15 protein-coding genes and 1 riboswitch are annotated in these 19,048 nt (G+C 71.7%); of the genes, 7 read left to right on the top strand and 8 right to left on the bottom strand.

The window, feature by feature from the left end; all coding sequences use genetic code 11:
* The first annotated feature begins 115 nt into the window (after window positions 1-115).
* From rlmN to OG985_RS15355, 5 genes are all read left to right on the top strand, one after another.
* Window positions 116-1,222, top strand: a complete 1,107-nt coding sequence (gene rlmN / locus OG985_RS15375; RefSeq protein ID WP_371668898.1) for a 23S rRNA (adenine(2503)-C(2))-methyltransferase RlmN — start codon at window positions 116-118, stop codon at window positions 1,220-1,222.
* 35 nt (window positions 1,223-1,257) lie between these two features.
* Window positions 1,258-1,363: riboswitch (TPP riboswitch) on the top strand.
* A gap of 75 nt (window positions 1,364-1,438) precedes the next feature.
* Window positions 1,439-2,530 (top strand): thiamine ABC transporter substrate binding subunit, encoded by a 1,092-nt coding sequence (locus tag OG985_RS15370; RefSeq protein WP_371668897.1) that lies wholly within the window; start codon window positions 1,439-1,441, stop codon window positions 2,528-2,530.
* Entirely contained in the window at window positions 2,506-4,188 is a 1,683-nt protein-coding gene (locus OG985_RS15365; protein WP_371668896.1) for an ABC transporter permease, read from the top strand. Before OG985_RS15370 ends, OG985_RS15365 begins: the two co-directional genes overlap by 25 nt.
* Complete coding sequence (locus tag OG985_RS15360) at window positions 4,188-5,207, top strand: ABC transporter ATP-binding protein (RefSeq protein WP_371668895.1); 1,020 nt, start codon at window positions 4,188-4,190, stop codon at window positions 5,205-5,207. Before OG985_RS15365 ends, OG985_RS15360 begins: the two co-directional genes overlap by 1 nt.
* A 25-nt stretch (window positions 5,208-5,232) precedes the next feature.
* Window positions 5,233-6,030 carry a maleylpyruvate isomerase family mycothiol-dependent enzyme gene (locus OG985_RS15355; protein ID WP_371668894.1) on the top strand — a complete coding sequence of 266 codons (798 nt, stop codon included), beginning with the start codon at window positions 5,233-5,235 and terminating at the stop codon, window positions 6,028-6,030.
* A gap of 63 nt (window positions 6,031-6,093) precedes the next feature.
* Here the strand turns inward: OG985_RS15355 and OG985_RS15350 are convergent, their stop codons facing one another.
* From OG985_RS15350 to OG985_RS15320, 7 genes are all read right to left on the bottom strand, one after another.
* The gene (locus OG985_RS15350) at window positions 6,094-6,783 is read right to left on the bottom strand and encodes an LAETG motif-containing sortase-dependent surface protein (RefSeq protein ID WP_371668893.1); all 690 of its coding nucleotides are present in this window, start codon (window positions 6,781-6,783) and stop codon (window positions 6,094-6,096) included.
* Window positions 6,784-6,943: 160 nt separating this feature from the next.
* On the bottom strand, window positions 6,944-8,095 hold the full coding sequence (locus OG985_RS15345; RefSeq protein ID WP_371668892.1) for an LOG family protein: 1,152 nt from the start codon (window positions 8,093-8,095) through the stop codon (window positions 6,944-6,946).
* Between the two features lie 37 nt (window positions 8,096-8,132).
* Window positions 8,133-8,540: a VOC family protein gene (locus OG985_RS15340; protein ID WP_371668891.1), complete on the bottom strand. Its 408-nt coding sequence runs from the start codon at window positions 8,538-8,540 to the stop codon at window positions 8,133-8,135.
* A 108-nt stretch (window positions 8,541-8,648) separates the two neighbouring features.
* Window positions 8,649-10,043 (bottom strand): hypothetical protein, encoded by a 1,395-nt coding sequence (locus OG985_RS15335; RefSeq protein WP_371668890.1) that lies wholly within the window; start codon window positions 10,041-10,043, stop codon window positions 8,649-8,651.
* Window positions 10,025-10,765, bottom strand: coding sequence for an ABC transporter ATP-binding protein (locus OG985_RS15330; RefSeq protein WP_371668889.1), 741 nt, complete (start codon window positions 10,763-10,765; stop codon window positions 10,025-10,027). The genes OG985_RS15335 and OG985_RS15330 overlap by 19 nt, the downstream gene beginning before the upstream one ends.
* Window positions 10,766-11,004: 239 nt before the next feature.
* Window positions 11,005-12,387 (bottom strand): aspartate aminotransferase family protein, encoded by a 1,383-nt coding sequence (locus OG985_RS15325; protein ID WP_371668888.1) that lies wholly within the window; start codon window positions 12,385-12,387, stop codon window positions 11,005-11,007.
* Window positions 12,372-12,872 carry an Lrp/AsnC family transcriptional regulator gene (locus OG985_RS15320; RefSeq protein WP_371668887.1) on the bottom strand — a complete coding sequence of 167 codons (501 nt, stop codon included), beginning with the start codon at window positions 12,870-12,872 and terminating at the stop codon, window positions 12,372-12,374. The genes OG985_RS15325 and OG985_RS15320 overlap by 16 nt, the downstream gene beginning before the upstream one ends.
* A 227-nt stretch (window positions 12,873-13,099) precedes the next feature.
* On the opposite strand from OG985_RS15320, the gene OG985_RS15315 reads away from it, so the two are divergent.
* Window positions 13,100-14,539 carry a gamma-aminobutyraldehyde dehydrogenase gene (locus OG985_RS15315; RefSeq protein ID WP_371668886.1) on the top strand — a complete coding sequence of 480 codons (1,440 nt, stop codon included), beginning with the start codon at window positions 13,100-13,102 and terminating at the stop codon, window positions 14,537-14,539.
* 324 nt (window positions 14,540-14,863) lie between these two features.
* Window positions 14,864-16,054 carry a spermidine/putrescine ABC transporter substrate-binding protein gene (locus tag OG985_RS15310; RefSeq protein WP_371668885.1) on the top strand — a complete coding sequence of 397 codons (1,191 nt, stop codon included), beginning with the start codon at window positions 14,864-14,866 and terminating at the stop codon, window positions 16,052-16,054.
* Window positions 16,055-16,160: 106 nt separating this feature from the next.
* On the opposite strand, the gene OG985_RS15305 is transcribed toward OG985_RS15310, so the two are convergent.
* Entirely contained in the window at window positions 16,161-18,938 is a 2,778-nt protein-coding gene (locus OG985_RS15305; RefSeq protein WP_371668884.1) for a hypothetical protein, read from the bottom strand.
* Window positions 18,939-19,048 lie beyond the last annotated feature (110 nt).

Genomic DNA, 19,048 nt, shown 5'->3' with positions numbered 1-19,048 from the left:
CTCCGCGGCGCTGCGGAGGGCGGAGGGACCTGGCGCCACGCGCATGGCCCGAAGGCTCCCCCGGGGCCCGGCCGTCTCCTGGCCACCCGATTCGATCTGCGACACTGGTACAGCCATGCCTAAGCCCGGAGAACTTACTTTCGTCGCCCCCCGCGGAGCCAAGAAGCCGCCGCGGCACCTTGCCGATCTCACGCCCGCCGAGCGCAAGGAAGCCGTCGCCGCGATCGGTGAGAAGCCGTTTCGTGCCAAGCAGCTCTCGCAGCACTACTTCGCGCGGTACGCGCACGACCCGGAGCAGTGGACCGACATCCCGTCCGGCTCGCGCGGCAAGCTGCAGGAGGCGCTGCTGCCGGAGCTGATGTCGGTCGTGCGGCATCTGTCGACCGACCAGGACACCACCCGCAAGACGCTGTGGAAGCTGTTCGACGGCACGCTTGTCGAGTCGGTGCTCATGCGCTACCCGGACCGGGTCACCATGTGCATCAGCTCCCAGGCGGGTTGCGGGATGAACTGCCCGTTCTGCGCGACCGGGCAGGCGGGTCTGGACCGCAACCTGTCGACCGCCGAGATCGTGCACCAGATCGTGGACGGGATGCGGGCGCTGCGGGAGGGTGAGATTCCCGGCGGGCCCGCGCGGCTGTCCAACATCGTGTTCATGGGCATGGGCGAGCCCCTCGCCAACTACAACAGGGTGGTCGGTTCCATCCGGCGGCTCACCGACCCCGAGCCCGACGGGCTCGGGCTGTCGCAGCGTGGGATCACCGTCTCGACGGTCGGTCTCGTGCCGGCCATCCACCGCTTCGCCGACGAGGGCTTCAAGTGCCGGCTGGCGATCTCGCTGCACGCGCCGGACGACGAGCTGCGCGACACCCTCGTCCCCGTGAACACGCGGTGGAAGGTGCGCGAGGTGCTGGACGCCGGATGGGAGTACGCCGCCAAGTCGGGGCGCCGGCTGTCGATCGAGTACGCGCTGATCCGGGACATCAACGACCAGGCCTGGCGCGGTGACCGGCTCGGCCGGCTGCTCAAGGGCAAGCCGGTGCACGTCAACCTGATCCCGCTGAACCCGACGCCGGGCTCCAAGTGGACCGCTTCGCGGCCCGAGGACGAGAAGGCGTTCGTCGAGGCGATCGCCGCGCATGGCGTACCGGTGACCGTCCGGGACACCCGTGGCCAGGAGATCGACGGGGCGTGCGGTCAGCTCGCCGCGACCGAGCGGTAGTCTGATCGCGTCAGGACAACTTCATACTCATCTTCATATTCCGACAGGGGAGCGCCACAGCGCTGAGAGTGCGGGACAGACCGCAGACCCTCTGAACCTCGCCCAGGTCATTCTGGGTAGGAAGTTCGGTCATCACTCAAGCTGTTGCGCCCTGCCCGGGAACCGTGGGTTCCTCGGGCAGGGCCGCGTCTCTTCCTGGTCAGCCAGGAGGAATCAGTGAGCACCACCAGGAAGTTCACGGCCGTGGCCCTCGGCCTGGGCCTCGTCACGCTGCCCGCACTCACCGCGTGCGGGTCCTCGTCCGGCTCGGGCAACGGCGGCTCCGGTTCCCGGACCGTGACCCTCGTCAGCCACGACTCGTGGGCCGTCTCGAAGAGCGTGCTCGCGGACTTCGAGAAGCAGTCCGGCTACAAGGTGCGGGTCCTCAAGGACGGCGACGCCGGGCAGGCCGTCAACAAGGCCATCCTCACCAAGGACAACCCGCAGGGCGACGTCTTCTTCGGGGTCGACAACACCCTGCTGTCGCGGGCCCTCGACAACGGGCTGTTCCAGTCGTACGAGGCGAAGGATTCCGACCTGGTCAAGGCGGAGTACCGCGTCGACGGGGACAAGCACCGGGTCACCCCGATCGACACCGGCGACATCTGCGTCAACTACGACAAGGCATGGTTCGGCGCGCACAAGCTGACCCCGCCCAGTTCGTTCGCCGACCTGGTCAAGCCGGCGTACAAGAACCTGCTCGTCACCGAGAACGCCTCCACCTCCTCGCCCGGCCTCGGCTTCCTGCTCGGGTCCGCCGCCGCATACGGCGACGACGGCTGGCAGGGCTACTGGAAGAAGCTGAAGGCCAACGGCGTGAAGGTCGTCGACGGCTGGGAGCAGGCCTACAACGAGGAGTTCTCCGGCTCCGCCGGCGGCAGGAAGGCGAAGGCCGACCGGCCGCTTGTGGTCTCCTACGCCTCCTCGCCGCCCGCCGAGGTCATCTACGCCGACCCCAGGCCCACCACCGCGCCGACCGGCGTCGCGACCGGCACCTGCTTCCGCCAGACCGAGTACGCGGGTCTGCTGAGCAACGCCGGGAACACGAAGGGCGGCAAGGCGCTGCTCGACTTCCTGCTCACCAAGAGGTTCCAGGAGGACATGCCGCTCAACATGTTCGTCTACCCGGTACGGGAGGGCGCCCGCGTGCCCGCGGAGTTCACCCAGTACGGGCCGCAGGCCAAGGATCCGGAGACCATGGACCCGGCGAAGATCGCCGGCAGTCGCGACCAGTGGGTCAAGTCGTGGACCTCACTCGTACTGAAGTAGCCCCCCGGAAGGGCCGTGCGAGGGCCGCCAGGGGGAGCGCGGCGCGGCTCGGCCTCATGGTCGTGCCGGTCGCGTTCTTCGCGGTCTTCTTCGCCTACCCCGTCGCCGCGATCGTCGCGCGAGGCCTCGACGTCGACGGTGTGTGGCGGCTGGGCCGGATCGTGGACGTCCTGACCCAGCCCGACATCCGGCACGTCCTGTGGTTCACCACCTGGCAGGCGCTCGCCTCCACCGCGCTCACCCTGCTGATCGCGCTGCCCGGCGCGTACGTCTTCGCCCGCCTCGACTTTCCCGGCAAGCAGGTCCTGCGGGCCGTGGTGACCGTCCCGTTCGTGCTGCCGACGGTCGTCGTCGGTACGGCGTTCCTGGCCCTGGTCGGCCGGGGCGGGCTGCTCGACGAGCTGTGGGGCGTCCGGCTGGACACCACCGTGTGGGCGATCCTGCTCGCGCACGTCTTCTTCAACTACGCGGTCGTCGTACGGACGGTGGGCGGGCTGTGGGCGCAGCTCGACCCGCGTCAGGAGGAGGCCGCGCGGATGCTCGGCGCCTCGCGGCCGGCGGCCTGGCGGAGGGTCACGCTGCCCGCGCTCGCGCCCGCCGTGGCCGCCGCCGCGCTGATGGTCTTCCTGTTCACCTTCACCTCCTTCGGCGTGGTGCAGATCCTCGGCGGTCCGACCTTCTCGACGCTCGAGGTCGAGATCTACCGGCAGACGTCGGAGATCTTCGACCTCTCCACGGCCGCCGTGCTGACGCTGATCCAGTTCGGGGCGGTGGGCGCCGTCCTCGCCCTGCACGCCTGGACCGTACGGCGGCGGGAGACGGCCCTGCGGCTGGTGGACGCCTCCCTGACCGCGCGGCGGCCGCGCGGGGCCGGGCAGTGGGCGCTGCTCGCCGGCGTCCTGGCGTCGGTCGCCCTCCTGCTCGTGCTGCCGCTGGCCGTGCTGGTGCAGCGGTCGCTCGACGCGCCGGACTTCGGCTACTACCGCGCCCTGACCAGCGACGACGGCGGGATCTTCCTGGTCGCGCCGATCGAGGCGATCGGGAACTCGCTGGAGTACGCCGTCGTCGCCACCGCGATCGCCGTGCTGGTCGGCGCTCTCGCCGCCGTCGCCCTGACCCGGCGGGACGCGGGCCGGCTCGTCCGCGGTTTCGACGCGCTGCTGATGCTGCCGCTCGGGGTGTCCGCGGTGACCGTCGGCTTCGGTTTCCTGATCGCGCTCGACGAGCCGCCGCTGAACCTGCGGTCCTCCTGGATCCTGGTGCCGCTCGCGCAGGCGCTGGTCGGGATCCCCTTCGTCGTACGGACCATGTTGCCCGTGCTGCGGGCCGTGGACGGACGGCTGCGGGAGGCGGCGGCGGTGCTCGGGGCGTCGCCGTGGCGGGTGTGGCGGGAGGTCGACCTGCCGATGGTGCGGCGGGCGCTGCTGATCGCGGCCGGGTTCGCCTTCGCCGTGTCCCTCGGCGAGTTCGGGGCCACCGTGTTCATCGCGCGGCCCGACAACCCGACCCTGCCGGTCGCCGTGGCCCGGCTGCTGGGGCGGGCCGGTGAGCTCAACTACGGGCAGGCGATGGCCCTCTCGACGATTCTGATGGTGGTGTGCGCGGTGGCGCTGCTGGTACTCGAGCGGCTGCGGACCGACCGGACGGGGGAGTTCTGATGCTGCTGAGCCTGGAGGGCGCGACCGTGCGGTTCGGCGCGCGGGCCGTGCTCGACGCAGTCGACCTGGGCGTCGACGAGCACGAGGTCGTGTGTGTGCTCGGGCCCAGCGGCAGCGGCAAGTCGACGCTGCTGCGGGCGGTGGCGGGGCTGCAACCGCTGGACTCCGGACGGGTGGTGCTCGACGGGCGCGACCAGGCGGGAGTGCCGGCGCACCGGCGCGGGGTCGGGCTCATGTTCCAGGACCATCAGCTGTTCCCGCAGCGGGACGTGGCCGGGAACGTCGCGTTCGGGCTGCGGATGCGTGGCGGGTCCAGGAGCCAACTGCGCGCGCGAGTCGGGGAGTTGCTGGACCTCGTGGGGCTTCCGGGCGCCGGCCCCCGGGCCGTCGCCGCGCTCTCCGGTGGGGAGCAGCAGCGCGTGGCGCTGGCCCGCGCACTCGCGCCCCGCCCGCGGCTGCTGATGCTCGACGAACCGCTCGGGCAGCTCGACCGCTCGCTGCGGGAGCGGCTGGTGGTCGAACTGCGCGAGCTGTTCGGCGGGTTGGGGACGACCGTGCTGGCGGTGACGCACGACCAGGGGGAGGCGTTCGCGCTCGCCGACCGGGTCGTGGTGATGCGGGACGGGCGGATCGCCCAGTCGGGGACGCCTCTGGAGGTGTGGCAGCGGCCGGCGGACGAGTTCGTGGCCCGCTTCCTCGGCTTCGACAACGTGGTCGAGGCGACGGTGACCGGGGAGGCGGCCGGCACACCCTGGGGGAAGGTGCCGGTCCCGGCGGGCGCTCCGCAGGGCACCCGCATGTTGCTCGTGCGGCCCGCCGGGGTACGGCTGGTGGCACCTGGCGAGGGCCTGCGCTGCACGGTGGCCGCGCGCACGTTCAAGGGCACGCACGTCGCCGTACAGCTGCGGCCCGAGGACGCGCCGCGGCTCGAGGCGGCGTGCGCGCTGCGGGCGGCGCCGGAAGTCGGGGACACGGTCGGGGTGGAGTTCGACGCGGCGGAAATCGTGGTGCTCGGATGACGGTCCCGCGCATAGGGTGCGCGGCATGACGCTGCTCGCGCACGACCGGTACTGCGACGAGATCGCCCACCAGGTCGGCCTGTTGAGGGACCTGGTGACCTCCGGGGCCGACCTGTCCGCCACCGTGCCGAGCTGCCCGGACTGGTCGCTCGAAGAACTCGTACGGCATGTGGGCGGTGCCCTGCGCTGGGTGGAGCTGCTGGTGCGCACCCGGGCCGCGGAGGACATCCCCGAGGAGCGGGTGCCCCTGTCCGGCGGGCCCGCGGAACGGGGCGACGCGGTCGCGCTGGACGCCTGGCTCGCCGAGACGGGGGAGATGCTCGTCGGCACGCTGCGGGAGGCCGGGCCGGACACCCGGGTCTGGGCCTGGGCGGGGATCCCCGACTCCGGCTTCTGGGCCCGCCGGATGACGCACGAGCTCGTCATCCACCGTGCGGACGCCGCCCTCGCCGCCGGGCTGCCCTTCGACGTCGCCCCGGAGGTGGCCGCCGACGCGATCGACGAGTGGCTGCAACTCGTGGAGTTCGCGCAGCGGACGGAGCCCGACGACCCGGCGAACGAGCTGCGCGGCTTGGGCCGCAGCATCCATCTGCACGCCACCGACACCGGTCCGTCGTTGAATGCCGAGTGGCTTGTCGAACTCACCGAGGACGTCCTGGTGTGGCGGCGCGGCCACGCGAGGGCGACGGTCGTGCTGCGCGGGCCGCTCACCGCCGTGCTGCTCGCCTTCTACCGCAGGCTGCCGCTGGACGGCCCGGAGGTGGAGGTGCTCGGCGAGCGGGAGTTGCTGGAGTTCTGGCTGGAGCGGGCCTCGTTCGGCTGAGGCCCGGCAGCCGAACGGCCCGCCCCCGGTGCGGGGACGGGCCGGACGTGCGTACGACGGGGATCAGCGCGAGGCACCACGACGGCGCAGGCCGAAGAAGACGGCGCCGCCGCCGAGGGCGACGAGGGCGATCGCGATGCCGGCGATCAGGCCGGTGTTGGAGTTCGCACCGGTCTCGGCGAGGTTCGAGTCACCGACCGCGGGGGACGGCGCGTTGCTCGAGGTGTCCGCGGGGGCGGTGCTGCCGCTCTCCGAGGCCGACGGGGTCGGCGACTCGGACTCCTCGGTCGGGGTCGAGGCGGAGTCCGAAGGCGACGGCTTGGCCGTCGGAGTCGGGGTCCCGGTGTCCTCCGCCTTGCAGGCGGTGGACGGGGTGGTCAGGTTCGGCTTGATGTCCTTGTCGACCTGGTTGCCCGCCTTGACGTGGACGCGGTAGACGGCGTTCGGCTTCCAGTCCTCGGCGAAGGTGATGGTGACACCGTCACCCGAGCCCTTGACGTTCTGCTTGCCGACCTGCTTCACGTCGGCGCCGTTGTTCTCGAGGAACACGGTGATGATGGCGGGAACGCCGGAGGGGTCCTTGTCGGTGACGGTGATGACGCCCTTGGCGCCGTCGCAGACGGCTTCGGCGGAGAACTCACTGATATCGCAGGCGAGCGCCTGTCCGGCGACACCGAGCGCGAGCGCGGCCGAGGCGGAGGCGACACCGAGGATGCGCACGGAACGACGTGCGGTGCGACGAGTTATGGACACGTTTGCCCTTCACGGGATGCGCAACTGAGGGGGGTTCGAGGGGGAGATGACGCGACGAGAGGTGAGGCCTCACCACCCCCGGCAGTCTCACAGGTTTATAAGCGTGCCATAAGCAATGTCAATGAATATGCCCCTCAAGCACCTTGGCTTTGCCTGCTTATTAACCACCGAGACGTTTCAAGGCCTCCGGAGCCTCCTCGATCCGGTCAACCAGGGCGATTCGGGACTCCATCGCCCGCTCCCGGGCCAGTGCCCGCAGCAGCGGCCACGCGGGCAGCCGTTCCGTCCAGTGCGCACGGTCGACGAGCACCATCGGCGTCGGTTCGCCGCGTGACTCGTAGTAGTTCGGCGTCGCGTTGTCGAAGATCTCCTGTACGGTGCCGGCGGCGCCCGGCAGGAAGACCACGCCCGCGTTGGAGCGGGCCAGCAGGCCGTCCTCCCGTGTGGCGTTGGCGAAGTACTTGGCCGTGTCCGAGGCGAAGGCGTTCGGCGGCTCGTGACCGTAGAACCAGGTCGGGATGCCGACCGAGGAGCCGCCGCCGGGCCAGGCGGCGCGTACCTCGAAGGCGGCCCGCGCCCAGTCGGACACCGACGGCCTGAACGACGGCGCCTTCGCCAGGAGCCGCAGGGACTCGCCCAGCATGCCCTCCTCGAACGGGGCCGCGTACGCGCCGAGGTTGGCCGCCTCCATCGCGCCCGGGCCACCGCCGGTGGCCACCGTGAAGCCGGACCGGGCCAGTTCACGGCCCAGGCGCGCGGCGCCCGCGTACTCCGGCGTGCCGCGCTCCATCGCGTGGCCGCCCATGACGCCCACCACCCGCGCGCCGACGAGGAGTTCGTCGAGCGCGTCGGAGACGGCGTCGTCGTGGATCGCGCGCAGCATGGACGAGAAGACGTCGCCGTCCGCCTTGGTCCGCTGGAACCAGGCGTACGCCAGCGCGTCCGGGGTCGCCTCGTACCCCTGGTCGAGGGAGGCGAACAACTCGTCGGGGGAGTAGACGAAACCGCGGTACGGGTCGAAGGGCAGCCCCGGGACGGGCGGGAACACCAGCGCCCCGGCGGCCCGGATCCGGGCCGCCGCCTCGGGGTCCATCGGGCAGCCGAGGAAGACGGCGCCCTTGACGTCCACGGTGCGCAGGACGTCCGTACGGTCCGTCAGGTCGACGGCCTGCACGCGGTGGTGGGTGAGCGAGCCGTGCGCGGAGACGACCTCGTCGAACTCGGCGAGGGACTCGATCTCGCGGTCGCGGGAGCCGTCGTGCGGCTGCGCGAGCTGGAAGGGCTGGGCCGGCTGGGCGGGTGTCGGGTGCACCCGCCCATGCTAGGCACCAGCCATTCGCCCGGTGGGCTCAACTCTGAACCGCAGCCGGGTCCATCCACATGATCTCCCAGGTGTGGCCGTCCGGGTCGTCGAAGGCGCGCCCGTACATGAAGCCGTGGTCCTGGGTCTCACCGGAGGCCGAACCGCCCGCCGCGATCGCCCTGTCGCACAGCTCGTCGACCTTCTCGCGGCTCTCGGCGCTCAGACACAGCAGGACCTCGCTGGTCCTCGTCGAGTCCGCGATCTCCTTCTTGGTGAAGTCCGCGTAGCGCTGCTTGTTCAGCAGCATCGCGACGATGGTGTCGCTGATCACCACGCTGGCACAGTTCTCGTCGCTGAACTGCGCGTTGATCGTGTAGCCGAGTTCCGTGAAGAACTTCTTCGAGGCGTCGACGTCGTTCACGGCCAGGTTCACGAAGATCATCTGCTGGTACATGGGGGCCTCTCCCGTCGGGTGCGTGCTGTTCGGTGGGGTAGACCCGGGGCCGGCGCCGAACTCATCGGCGTCCTGAGACCTTTCTCGGCGCGGTCGGCGGGCGGGCTGTCAGCGGGCCAGCGGAAGCGCCGCGAGTTCGGCGACGACCAGGGTCAGCGGGACGAACAGCGCGAGCAGGGCGCCGGCGCGGAGGGCGGCGGCGCTGCGCAGCATCGTGGCCGGGGCGCCGAGCCGCAGCAGCGCCGCCGTGGTGTCGGCGCGGGCGTGCTTGGCCTCGACGGCGGCGGTGAGCAGGGTGGCGACGGTGCAGCCGCTCACGAGGAGCGCGCCGAGGGTGCTCAGCGGACCGAACGACGGGCCCTCGGCCAGCGCGGTCGCGGCGTAGGCCGCGGAGGCCACCGCGCAGACGACGCCGAGCGGGCGGCCGATCCGTCCGGCCTCCGCCATCAGGACGCGGCCGGCCAGCAGCCGCAGCGGGCCGGGGCGGACGGCCTGCAGGAGGCTGCCGCACAGATGGGTCAGGCCGGGTCCGGCCAGGGCGAGGCCCAGGGTGGCCAGGATCCATCCGACGAGGACGCCGGCGGGACCGGTGCTGAGGCCTCCCGGCATGCGGAGGCCGGAGCCGCCCGGGGACCGGCCCGCGTACGACTCGAACGCGAGACCGGCGGCGAGTACCGCGATGCCCCAGGGGAGCCCGGCGGGGGCCTCGCGGGGGGCGGGCGGCCCGTCGGCGGCCGGGCCGGCCGTGGCGGTGCCCGCCGGCACCGCGGACTCCACCGGCTGATCGGTCGCGGTGACCGCCGTGGTCGAGATGACGTATCCCCGCGCGGCGGCCGCCGGGTGGGCCCGCAGCCGCGCGCCGAACCTGCCGTACGCCCCGAACGTCTCCCGCGTCCCCGACCGTCCGTACGCGCCGAAACGGCCGTACCCACGAGCTGGGACCCGTGCTCCCGCATCGCGCGCGTTTTCCTCCCGCGCCCCGGTGGGCCGCGGCACCCGCGGTCGCAGCGCCGTCGCCACCGCCATCGACGCGATCGTCGGTGCCAGGGCGAGCAGGGTCAGCGCGGCCGGCAGCGGCAGTGGCACGTCCGCGGCCAGGAACCCGGCGGCGGCGCCGTCGAACGGCATGCCCGTCAGGTCGCCGCGCAGGTGGAGGAAGAGGAGGAGGGCCAGCATCGAGCCGAGCGTGCAGGACAGCGCGGTCGTCGTGGCGGAGATGGCCATCAGACGGGCGGGGCCCAGGCCGATCGCCGACAGACCGGGACGCGGCCGGGTGGCCGGGTCGGTGCGGGCCACCGCGACCGCGAAGTACACCGTGGCCGCCAGCGGGGTCAGGCACCAGGCCAGCCGCAGCAGCGCGGCGGCGGTGGACTCCGGGTGGCTCATCGCGTGGCCGAGGGTGCACAGGAACAGGAAGCCCGTGCCCGCCGACGCCACCGCCACCAGCAGGCGGCGCAGTTGTACGGCGGGACGGGCGCCGCGGGTCAGACGGAGAGCGAGCACGCGGCCCGGCCTTCCGACTCCGCGAGCGGGGGCAGGTGCACGGTGTGCACGCGCCGCCCGTCCAGCAGGGACACCGTGCGGTCGGCGAGGGCCGCGGTCTCCGCGTCGTGGGTGGCGAGGACGACCGTGATGCCGTGCGAGCGGGCCGCCGTGGTGAGGGTGCGCAGGACGTGGGCGCGCTCGGCGCGGTGCAGGGGAGCCGTCGGCTCGTCGGCGAACAGGACCGAGGGGGCGGGGGCGAGGGCACGGGCGATGCAGACGCGCTGCCGCTCCGCCTGGAGCAGTTCGTGCGGGCGTTTGCGGGTGCTGTCGCCGATGTCCAGGCGCTCCAGCCACTCGATGGCGGCCGTCCGGGCGCGGCGCCGGCTGGTGCCGCGCAGCATCAGGGGCAGGGCCGCGTTCTCCCAGACGTTCAGCTCGGGAACGAGTACCGGGGCCGGGTCGATCCAGCCGAAGCGGTCGCGGCGCAGCCGTTCCCGGGTCAGGGGGCCCATCCTGTGCACGGGCACGCTGTTGAACCAGACCTCGCCGCGCTGTGCCGGGGTCAGACCGGCCAGGCACTGCAGCAGGGTCGTCTTGCCGCTGCCGCGCGGCCCGCTGACGGCGAGGATCTCGCCCTCCCGAACACCGAGCGAGACGCCGGTGAGTCCGGGCGATCCGTCCTGGTGCCGGAAGTGCAGGGCGCGTGCCCAGAGCACGTCGTTGTCGGGCGGGGCCTCCATGCGCGTACACCTCGTTCTGATCCGTTTTTCCCTGCCTTGTCCCCCGTGCGGGGGAACGAAGACAGGGCCGATCGGTCACTCGGCACGCTAGGCAGTTCCTGGGGAGAGGCCGGACAGCACACGGCCCCGGGCGGCCCATTCTCACTCGAATGGGCGGCCCGGGGCCGGTGTTGATCATTCCTACCGAAGATACCTAAGGAAGATCACAGCTGCGGGGAGGTTCACAGCCGCGGGGAGGATCACAGCTTCGTCCACGCCTCCGTCAGCGTCGCGCGCAGGATCTGCTCGATCTCGTCGAAGGTCTCCTGGTTGGAGATCAGCGGCGGGGCGAGCTGGACGACCGGGTCGCCGCGGTCGTCGGCACGGCAGTACAGGCCGTTGTCGTAGAGCGCCTTGGAGAGGAAGCCGTACAGGACGCGCTCGGTCTCCTCGTCGTTGAACGACTCCTTCGTCGCCTTGTCCTTCACCAGCTCGATGCCGTAGAAGAAGCCGTTGCCGCGGACGTCGCCGACGATCGGCAGGTCGTGCAGCTTTTCCAGGGTGGAGCGGAACGCGCCCTCGTTGTCGAGCACGTGCTGGTTGAGGCCCTCGCGCTCGAACAGGTCGAGGTTGGCCAGGCCCACGGCCGCCGACACCGGGTGGCCGCCGAAGGTGTAGCCGTGCAGGAAGGTGTTGTCGCCCTTGTAGAACGGCTCGGCCAGGCGGTCGGAGATGATGCAGGCGCCGATCGGGGAGTAGCCCGAGGTCATGCCCTTGGCGCAGGTGATCATGTCCGGCACGTAGTCGAACTTGTCGCAGGCGAACATCGTGCCCAGGCGGCCGAAGGCGCAGATGACCTCGTCCGAGACGAGCAGCACGTCGTACTGGTCGCAGATCTCGCGCACGCGCCGGAAGTAGCCGGGCGGCGGCGGGAAGCAGCCGCCGGCGTTCTGCACCGGCTCCAGGAAGACGGCCGCGACCGTCTCCGGGCCCTCCATGAGGATCTGCTGCTCGATCTGGTCGGCGGCCCAGCGGCCGAAGGCCTCCGGGTCGTCGCCGAAGAGCGGGGCGCGGTAGATGTTGGTGTTCGGGACCTTGTGCGCGCCCGGGACGAGGGGCTCGAAGGGTGCCTTCAGGGCCGGCAGGCCGGTGATGGACAGGGCGCCCTGCGGAGTGCCGTGGTAGGCGACCGCGCGGGAGATGACCTTGTACTTGGTGGGCTTGCCCTGGAGCTTGAAGTACTGCTTGGCGAGCTTCCAGGCGGTCTCGACCGCCTCGCCGCCGCCGGTGGTGAAGAAGACCTTGTTCAGGTCGCCCGGCGCGTGGTCCGCGAGGCGCTCGGCGAGCTCCACGGCCTTCGGGTGGGCGTAGGACCACACGGGGAAGAACGCCAGCTCCTGGGCCTGCTTGAACGCCGCCTCGGCGAGCTCCACACGGCCGTGGCCGGCCTGGACCACGAACAGACCCGCGAGACCGTCGAGGTAGCGCTTGCCCTTGTCGTCGTAGATGTAGGTGCCCTCACCCCGGACGATGGTCGGAACGGGGGAGTTCTCGTACGAGGACATGCGGGTGAAGTGCATCCACAGGTGGTCGTACGCGGTCTTGCTGAGGTCCTTGGAGCTCACGGTTATCGGGTTCCCCACATGTAGGTCTGCTTCTTGAGCTTGAGGTAGACGAAGCTCTCGGTGGAGCGCACTCCGGGCAGGGCCCGGATGCGTTTGTTGATGACGTCCAGCAGGTGGTCGTCGTCCTCGCAGACGATCTCCACCATGAGGTCGAAGGATCCTGCGGTCATCACCACGTACTCGCACTCGGGCATGGCGGTCAGCGCCTCCGCGGCGGACTCCACGTCGCCCTCGACGTGGATTCCGACCATCGCCTGCCGGCGGAAGCCCACGGTGAGCGGGTCCGTGACGGCGACGATCTGCATCACGCCCTGGTCGAGCAGCTTCTGCACGCGCTGGCGTACGGCCGCCTCCGACAGGCCGACGGCCTTGCCGATCGCGGCGTACGGCCGGCGGCCGTCCTCCTGGAGCTGCTCGATGATGGCGAGGGAGACGGAGTCCAGCTGGGGACTGCCGTTCCTGGACTCGCGGGAGTCCCTGGGGTCTGCGCTTCGACTGGCCACGGGCATCACTGTGCACGACGTCTCGACAGTTCCGCAAGGCCGCACCAATGAAATTCGTTGTTTACGTGACCGAGACCTGCGGATTTCGCAGCGAGGTGCCGATCGGGGGTGTTGAAAACGTGGGCGGGCCGATTAGGGTGGGTGTCTCAGTGAGTGGACACTCCCAGTGAGTGGACATGGATCGCATGGACACCCCCCAGCAGTCAGAAACCCACAGGAGGCCGGCAGTGAGCACCGAGCTGCGTCGTCTGCGCAACTACATCGACGGTGAGTTCCGGGACGCCGCCGACGGACGGACCACCGAGGTGGTCAACCCCGCTACCGGCGAGGCGTACGCGACCGCGCCGCTGTCCGGGCAGGCGGACGTGGACGCCGCCATGGCGGCGGCGGCCGCCGCCTTCCCCGGCTGGCGCGACGCGACCCCGGCCGAGCGGCAGAAGGCCCTCCTGAAGATCGCGGACGCCTTCGAGGAGCGCGCCGAGGACCTCATCGCGGCCGAGGTGGAGAACACGGGCAAGCCGATCGGGCTCACCCGCTCCGAGGAGATCCCGCCGATGGTCGACCAGATCCGCTTCTTCGCGGGTGCGGCCCGGATGCTCGAGGGGCGCAGCGCCGGCGAGTACATGGAGGGGCTCACCTCCATCGTCCGCCGCGAGCCGGTCGGCGTCTGCGCGCAGGTCGCGCCGTGGAACTACCCGATGATGATGGCCGTGTGGAAGTTCGCGCCGGCGATCGCGGCCGGCAACACGGTCGTGCTGAAGCCCTCCGACACGACCCCGGCCTCCACGGTCCTGATCGCCGACATCATCGGCTCGATCCTGCCCAAGGGCGTCTTCAACGTCGTCACCGGCGACCGTGACACCGGCCGGCTGATGGTCGAGCACCCGACCCCGGCGATGGCCTCCATCACCGGTTCGGTGCGGGCCGGCATGTCGGTCGCCGAGTCCGCGTCGAAGGACCTCAAGCGCGTCCACCTGGAGCTGGGCGGCAAGGCGCCGGTCGTCGTCTTCGACGACACCGACATCGCCAAGGCCGTCGAGGACATCTCCGTCGCGGGCTTCTTCAACGCCGGCCAGGACTGTACGGCCGCCACCCGCGTCCTGGTCCAGGAGGCCATCCACGACGAGTTCGTGGCCGCGCTGGCGAAGGCGGCGGCGGAGGCGAAGACAGGGCAGCCGGACGACGAGGACGTGCTCTTCGGCCCGCTGAACAACCCCAACCAGCTCAAGCAGGTCTCCGGCTTCGTCGAGCGTCTGCCCGCCCACGCCAAGGTCGAGGCGGGCGGTCAGCGGGTCGGCGACAAGGGCTACTTCTATGCCGCGACCGTCGTGTCCGGGCTGAAGCAGGACGACGAGATCATCCAGAACGAGGTCTTCGGGCCGGTCATCACCGTCCAGTCGTTCACGGACGAGGACCAGGCCGTGGAGTGGGCCAACGGCGTCGACTACGCCCTGGCCTCCTCCGTGTGGACCAAGGACCACGGCCGTGCGATGCGCATGTCCAAGAAGCTCGACTTCGGCTGCGTGTGGATCAACACGCACATCCCGCTGGTCGCCGAGATGCCGCACGGCGGCTTCAAGAAGTCCGGCTACGGCAAGGACCTGTCGGGCTACGGCTTCGACGACTACACGCGGATCAAGCACGTCATGACCTCGCTCGACGTGTAGCGCTCCGCGGGGTTCGCTGCCTCGGGGGTGCTGTGCGGGGCGGGTGCCGGTGCGTTGTGGCTGGTCGCGCAGTTCCCCGCGGCCCTGGGGGAGTTCGGCCTCTGGTCTTCGGATCGGGGGCCGATTGCCGTGGGTTGTGCGGGTGCGGGTGCGTTGTGGCTGGTCGCGCAGTTCCCCGCGCCCCTGAGGGGGTTGTGGTCGCGCGGTTCCCCGTGCCCCTGAGGGGGTTTGGTCGTCGGTTCTTGACAAGGTGTCCGGGCGGGGGCGGTGTGCTTGACGTAGCGTCGATTGCCCGGGGGTCGGCGGTCCCGGCAAGCTGCGGCCATGCGCCTGACACGCACCACCTCCGCACTCACCCGCCGGACCCTGTTGCGCGCGCTGGGGGCGGGTGGGGTGCTGGGCGGTCTCGCCGGCTGCGGGGTGCCCGGCGCGTACGTGGCGCCGGGGGACCGGGCCGGCCCCGACCTCTCCGCCGACGACAAGCGGCTGACCTGGGCGAACTGGCCGCTGTACATCGACACCGACGACACCGACACCACCCGCAGGCCCACGCTGGAGGCCTGCCGTGGGCGCACCGGGATCTCCGTCGACTACGTCGAGGAGATCAACGACAACGACGAGTTCTTCGGCAAGATCAGCCCGGCCCTGATGAACCACCAGCAGACCGGCCGGGACCTGATCGTCGTCAGCGACTGGATGTGCGCGCGGTTCGTGCGGCTCGGCTGGGTCCAGGAGATGGACCGGGCCCGCCAGCCGCACGTGACCAAGTACCTGGACCCGCTGCTGAGTTCGCCGGCCTTCGATCCGGGCCGCAGGTTCACCGTGCCGTGGCAGTCCGGCATCACCGGCATCGCGTACGACCGCCGCAGGCTCGGCCGGGAGCTGCGCCAGGTCTCCGACCTGTGGGCGCGCGACCTCAAGGGCCGGGTGACGCTGCTGTCGGGCCTGGACGAGGCGTTCGCCCTGCTGATGCAGGGCAACGGCGTCGACATCACCGCCTGGACGGCGGACGACTTCCACCGGGTCGTCGACCAGGTCGAGGCGTACGTCGGCAACGGCCAGATACGCCGCTTCACCGGCAACGACTACACCAAGGACCTCGTCAGCGGCGACGTGCTGGCCTGCCAGGCGTACTCCGGGGACGTGATCCAGCTCCAGGCGGACAACCCCGACATCCGTTTCGTCGTGCCCGAGGAGGGCGCCGAGCTGTGGTCGGACTCGCTGATGATCCCCGACCGGGCCCGCCACAAGACGAACGCCGAGCGGCTGGTCGACTACTACTACGAGCCCGAGGTCGCCGCGGAACTGGCCGCCTGGGTGAACTACGTCTGCCCGGTCCCGGCCGCCCGGGACGTGCTCGCCGCGTCCGGCGACGAGGACACGGCGGCCCTGGCCGAGAACCCGCTGATCTTCCCGGACGACGGCATGCGCGGCCGGCTGGCCGTCGCCCGCGACATCACCGCGAGGGAACGGGTCGAGTTCGCCAGGCGGTGGAACAAGGTCGTGGGGCTGTAGGGCGGGAGCGCGGGGTTGGGTCCCAACGGGGATGGAGCGCCGGGCACGCGTGAGGGCGTGGACAGGGCACAGTGCGCCCCTGTCCACGCCCTCGGCGCGAGGAGGTCTACGGGGTGTCCTCCACCGTGCCCGTCAGTGCGGGGTGGTCGGGGAGCGGGTGGGCGTTGTCGTCGGTCAGGACGAGGCGTATCGACTCGGTCGGCTCCGCCAGTCGGTCCTTCACCGTCGGCACGGTGAAGTCGGCGGTGGTGGCGCCGGCCGGGATGCCCGTCCACACCCACAGGTGCGCCCGGGAGAGCGGGCGCTCCGGGTCGGGGACGTCACCGGAGTAGTCCATCAGCCACTGCGGGTCCACGTCCTTGGTGGACAGTTCGGCGCCCTCGATGACCGCAACGACCTGGATCGGCTGCGAGATCTCCAGGTCGGCGGGTTCGGAGAGGGTGAGCCGCCAGGTCAGCGTCCCGCCCTCGGTCACCCGGTCCGTGACCGGCGTGACGGTGATCTCGGGCGCGGGGTCGTCGTTCAGCGCGGTGACGCCGCCCAGGTAGGAGCCGACGACGGCGCCGCGCACGGCCTTCGCGACGAGGTCCTGCTGCTTGTCGTAGCCGATGCGCGTGTCACCCTTCACCACCACGGGCACGTCGATCGGGGTGCTGCCCGGCCGGACCGTGACCAGCTTGTCCTTGGCCCGGCCGGTCTCCGGGTCGAGGACGGAGAAGCGGACCTTGCCGCTGCCGTGCCCGGAGACCTGGACCGGGACGCGGTAGGTGCGGGTGCCCGAGTCGCCCTCCTCGACGGTGAGCCGGCCGATGTCGACGCGCGGCAGTGCCGTCGGCCTGACCGCCGGGGTACCGGGGGCCCAGCCCCAGGCATCCATCAGCCATGCCTTCCCGGAGCGTGAACGCGGGGTCAGTTCCAGGGACTTGACGTGCTTCAGGTCGAGGCCGGCGCGGGTGGCCGCGGTCAGCGGGACGCGCAGCTCGCGCGCCCAGTAGGAGGCGGTGCGCTCGGAGCCCGGCAGCCCGTCGACCCTGACCCGGCCGAGCTTGGCCCGGCGGCCGGCGGAGTCGGTGACGGCCACGTCCAGCTTGGTGCCGGTCGTGTTGGGCGGAACGAAGACGCGCAGCGCCAGGCTTGCGGCGCCGGAGAGGGACCTCGGTGCGGCGGGGCGGACCGTGGTCGCCGTGCCGGGCGCCGACCACTTCATCGCGACCGCGCGGCGGCCGGTCTCCTTCTCGGTCTGCCACGACGCGAAGTGCGGCGAGGAGCCTTTGGTGTCGGGGGCGAGGCAGGCCACCGCCGGGTCGGGGTCGACCGCCGAGCACAGCCTGCCGCCGGTCACCTTCACCGGGGTGTCGGGCAGGAAGCCGCCCGTACGGCGGGCGCCCACCGCGTGGGTCAGCACGCGGGCCGGGTCGGCGGAGGGTGCGCGCCGGCCCGTGCCGTCGAGCAGCGGCCGCACCCGGTCGTCGCCGGCGACGAACAGCCGGGCAGCGGCGGCGATGTAGGTGGCGCCGGCCCGGTGCTGCTGGCCGGGGGTCAGCCGGGTGCGGGCGCCCGGGGCGCACACCGGGTCCGGCGGACTGTCCGGGTCGTCGTAGAAGTCGTCGAAGGAGGGTGCCTGGGACGTGCCCGGTGTCCACTCGGTGTTGAAGAAGTTGTGGTTGGCGCCGACGACGTAGACGGAGCTGTGCAGGGCGGTACCCCGGCTGACCCCGCGGGTCCCGTCGGTGTACACCTCGCCCTGGAGGTCGGAGACGTCACCGTCGCAGCCGGGGAGGATCGTCGTGGACGGCACGTCGGCGACCGGATTCTGGCCGAAGATCGTCGGTCCGATGAGGACGGTCCCGCGGATCTTCCAGCGCACCGGGCCCCGGTAGCCGTCCTGCGCGGCGGGCGGCGGATAGAGGCTGTCCATGGCGGCCCGGTTGACGCCCTCGCCGCCGCGCGAGTGGCCGACGAGCAGGACGCGGGACAGGTCGGCGGCGGCCGCGTCGGGCACGGCCGCCGGGGCGGTGCCCGGGTGGGCGGCCCAGCCGGCCCACGTGGCCAGGTGCCGCCGTACCAGCGAGGAGCGCGCCTGCGCACCGGCGTCCTCGACGTCCCCGTCCTGGCCGTTGACGCCGTTCGCCGAGATCGACACGGTCACATAGCCCTGGGAGGCCAGCAGCTTCTGGTCCCTCAGGTAGCCCTTGTAGCTCGGGATCGGCTGCGTGCCGGGCGAGCACGGCCAGTCGATGGTCACGTCGTCCTCGGTGCCGCCCGGCTTGAAGCACGTGGCGTGGCGGCCGTGCAGGAACAACGCGACCGGCCGTTTGCCGGTGGCCCCCCTGGGTGCCACGACGACGGCCCGCATCTCGACCGGCTGGGCGAAGCCGGGCAGCTTCACCGGGTCGAGGTCGTACTCGCCGGTGGCCGTGCCGTACGTGCCCGGCCTGCCCGGGTCCACGGAGTTCGCCGGGAGCCGGGCCGGCGGTCGCGCGGCCGCCGCGGAGTTCCGCGGCTGCGTGCCGGCGTTGTCGGCGGGCGCGTCCAACCGGACCCCGGCCGCGAGGACTTGGAGTCCCTTCAGCGGGGTGGCGGTGCCGAGGGCGAGCCGGAACGTGTGGCCGTCGTCGCCCGCCTTCGGTACGCCGAGCAGGCGGCCGTCCGCGTGGAACTCGACACGGGCGTCGCCCACGGGCACGCGTCTGTCCGACCGCCAGACCAGCTCACGCGCCGTGGCCGTTCCGGTGACGCGCCAGCCCGGCGGCAGCGGGTTGTCGGCGTTCACCGTCAACGGCGCCGGCTGGGGCGGCTGTTGGGCCTGGGCCAGCCCCGGTGAGCCCGCCAGGGCCGCGAGCACGGCCACGGCGGTGACACCTATTCGCCGGGTGTGGTTCAAGGGTCCCCTCCTCGCACTTCGAGCGCGGGCGCCGCGTCGGTCCCGGGAGCCCCTCGCGCCCCGGAGGAAGCGAATCGGGACCTGTGGGTTGCCTGTGCCGGGGAAACGTG

The sequence above is a fragment of the Streptomyces sp. NBC_00289 genome (genome assembly GCF_041435115.1).
Taxonomy (GTDB): Bacteria; Actinomycetota; Actinomycetes; order Streptomycetales; family Streptomycetaceae; genus Streptomyces.
The sequence above is the reverse complement of the archived record's forward strand: the minus strand, read 5'-3'. Positions and strand labels throughout refer to the sequence as shown.

What these genes read in the sequence shown, in the direction of transcription:
- OG985_RS15340 (WP_371668891.1), bottom strand. Translation starts at nt 8,540, where the DNA reads ATGTACCAGCAGATGATCTTCGTGAACCTGGCCGTGAACGACGTCGAC.
- OG985_RS15355 (WP_371668894.1), top strand. Translation starts at nt 5,233, where the DNA reads ATGACGCTGCTCGCGCACGACCGGTACTGCGACGAGATCGCCCACCAG.
- OG985_RS15330 (WP_371668889.1), bottom strand. Translation starts at nt 10,765, where the DNA reads ATGGAGGCCCCGCCCGACAACGACGTGCTCTGGGCACGCGCCCTGCAC.
- rlmN (WP_371668898.1), top strand. Translation starts at nt 116, where the DNA reads ATGCCTAAGCCCGGAGAACTTACTTTCGTCGCCCCCCGCGGAGCCAAG.
- OG985_RS15360 (WP_371668895.1), top strand. Translation starts at nt 4,188, where the DNA reads ATGCTGCTGAGCCTGGAGGGCGCGACCGTGCGGTTCGGCGCGCGGGCC.
- OG985_RS15310 (WP_371668885.1), top strand. Translation starts at nt 14,864, where the DNA reads ATGCGCCTGACACGCACCACCTCCGCACTCACCCGCCGGACCCTGTTG.